Below are 2,896 nucleotides of genomic sequence, written 5' to 3'. Positions count from 1 at the left end.
GGAGCCGTTTAGTTATTGCGATGGGTGATTTACCCTTTTGTATAATTATTTTTTCACGATAAGGAATTCACTCCTACGGTTTTGAGCGTGCTCCTCTTCAGTACAGTTGTCGCCACAGGCCACTTTAGGTTCGCTTTCGCCATAACCCTGACCGCTGATGCGTGCCTTGGCTATACCTTTAGAGATAATGTACTGAACCGTACTCTTAGCCCTGCGGTTAGACAGGCTCATGTTGTACTGCTCGCTACCGCGGCTGTCGGTGTGTGACTTAGCCATAATTACAAGCTCTGGCTGTGCCTTCATAGCCTCCACAAGCTTGTCAAGCTCAAAGGCAGCCTCTTTGGTAATGTTGCTCTTATCGAACTCAAAGAAAATTGGGTTAAGCACCACTTCTTTCTCTGTTATGATCTTCGCGATAGGGTTCAGCCCAGCGTCTACGTTTACTACGCCACCGCTTGTTTTCACGATAGGGAATGTACCGTTCTCATACCCCTCGGCACTCGCCTGTATGGTGTATGCCCTGTCACAATCCACAGTATAGTCTACCTTGCCGTCTTTGTTAGAGTTCTTGGTCTCTATCACGTTTCCTTTGTCATCAAGTATAGCCACCTTAGCTCCTGCAAGTATCTTGCCTGTGGTAATGTCTTTTACAATTACCAATGCCTCAACTGCACACAGTGGCTTGGCACTGTACAGTTTATCTATACCATCACGGTTACTGGCAAAGAAGCCTATCTTTTTGCTGTCGTTAAACGAGAACGAAAAATCGTCTTTACCGGTATTGATAGGGGCACCAAGGTTGGTAGCCTCGCCATCTTTAGAAAGGTCTATCACAAACACGTCAAGTGCCCCAAAGCCCTTGCGCCCGTCTGATGAGAAGAACAGCTTGTTGCTGTCGCTTATATACGGGAATGTTTCACGGGCAGGAGTGTTTACCTTCGGACCAAGGTTTACAGGCTCTCCATAGCTGTTGTTGCCTTTTACCTCCACCTTCCAAATGTCGGTGCTCCCAAGTCCGCCTTCCCTGTCTGAGGCAAAGTAAAGCGTTTTGCCGTCTTTGCTTATTGCAGGGTTACCTGTAGACCATCTTTTATCGTTAAACGGTAGCGCGGTTACATTGTCCCACTTGCCGTTTACTTTTGTAGCTTTATAAAGGTACACCTGGCCTAATTTAAGGTTCAGGTCTTTATCCCTTTCAAACTGTTTGCTTTCCTTAAAGCTTTCGCTGGAAAAATACATGGTGTTGCCGTCAGCGGTAACACTTGCAGGACCATCGTGCCATTTGGTGTTTACGTCGCTTACCGGAACGGGCTCACTAAAAGTACCGTTGGCATTGTAAGTAGCCTGGTAAAGGTCTAAGAACGGTTCTTCTTTTACACCATAGTTCTTGCGCGCCTTGTTTCTTGCACTGGTAAAATACAGTGTATTGTCGTTTGCAAGCACCGGACCGAAAGAACCCAGCTTAGGGTCGTTTATATCCAACAGCTTTTCGTCATACAGCCTGGTCTGGTTGCGAAGCTTTGGCAAATAGTCCGGCTCTTTTTTAAAGGCTACAGCCCTTTGGTCTGACGGGGCAAGCGATGCAAATTTTGTCATCTGCTTGTTTGCCTCTTCATATTTGCCTTCTGCCTTTAGCATCTGGGCATATTTGTAATACGTTTCGGCATCCTGCTGGGTTGTTGTTGCCTTGGCAAACCACACTACTGCTTCTTTGGTATTGAACATGTTGTAGTAGGTCTCGGCAAGCTGCTTGGTTACATAGGGGTCGTCGCCCTTTTTGGCTAGCTTTAAATATTCTTCGGCTGCATCTACATATTCGTAGCGTGCAAACAGTTTATCGGCTTTTGCTGTATCCTCGTTCTGTGCCATTACTGAACTGGCAGCGAGCATAAAACTTAGGGTAATATATAAATTCTTCATGTTTCTTGTGGTCGCTTTAGGTTAGAAATAACGTGGTGAACGGGATACTTTTTTCGGGAAGTTCAAATCGAACAGCAGCATGAACTCGTGCGATGCCGGGGTGGTAACATCAAGGTCACTCACAACGTGGTCATACGCATAACCTATCCTTATGCTTGGGGTAATGGCATAGTTTACCATGGCACCAAAGCTGTCGTCTATCCTGTAGGTAGCACCAATCTCGAACTTGTCAAAGAACAATGCATTAAGCGACCCGTCAACACTTGGGTCTACCCCAAAGGCTGATTTTACCATTACCGATGGCTTTAACTTAAAGTTATCGCCTATCTCGAACACATAGCCTCCTGTTAAGAAGTAGTGAGATTCTTCCGAACCGAATTTACCTGTACCGTTAACACCCCTGTAGTCAAGGTGCTTGCTTTTTAGCATGTTCGGCACAGAGAAGGCCACATAATATTTGTTGGTATAGTAAAAGATACCGGTACCTACGTTAAAATAAGTACGACTGATATTTTCTGAAAAGGCAGGGTCATTGGCATCAGGAACGTTGCCATTGCCTATATCGTCATAAAGCCCTACTTTATGAAAGGTTGCCCCGGCTTTTAAGCCCAGTGCAATGCGGTGTTCGCCGCCAAGCTTTATGGTATAGGAGAAGTCGGCATATACGTTGGTCTCGTTTACAGGGCCAATCTCATCGGTAATGGCAGAAAGACCCAAACCTACGTTCTTGCCCACAGGGCTGTGGCCTGAAAAGGTCCCGGTGCTTGGGGCACCTTCTACGTCTACCCATTGTTTGCGGTATAATAACCCGAATGATAAGTGTTCTTTTGATCCCGCATAGGCCGGGTTAATAACATTCATGTTGTACATGTACTGCGTGTAATGCGGGTCCTGCTGTGCAACAGCATCACTCAACCCTATTACCGCCAATAATGCAGCAAGGTATAGTTTTCTCATTTGTGTTGGTTTTCTTTTT

General features: G+C 45.9%; 2 protein-coding genes. Both read right to left on the bottom strand.

Annotated features, from left to right (window positions below; genetic code table 11):
* Nucleotides 1-45: 45 nt before the first annotated feature.
* A complete protein-coding gene (locus tag GR160_RS19165) occupies nt 46-1,920 on the bottom strand; it encodes an OmpA family protein (protein WP_160751509.1) in 1,875 nt (624 codons plus the stop codon).
* A gap of 21 nt (nt 1,921-1,941) precedes the next feature.
* Nucleotides 1,942-2,877 carry a type IX secretion system membrane protein PorP/SprF gene (locus tag GR160_RS19160; RefSeq protein WP_160751508.1) on the bottom strand — a complete coding sequence of 312 codons (936 nt, stop codon included), beginning with the start codon at nt 2,875-2,877 and terminating at the stop codon, nt 1,942-1,944.
* Between the last annotated feature and the right edge of the window lie 19 nt (nt 2,878-2,896).

Source organism: Flavobacterium sp. Sd200 (genome assembly GCF_009826935.1).
GTDB lineage: Bacteria > Bacteroidota > Bacteroidia > Flavobacteriales > Flavobacteriaceae > Flavobacterium.
The sequence above is the reverse complement of the archived record's forward strand: the minus strand, read 5'-3'. Positions and strand labels throughout refer to the sequence as shown.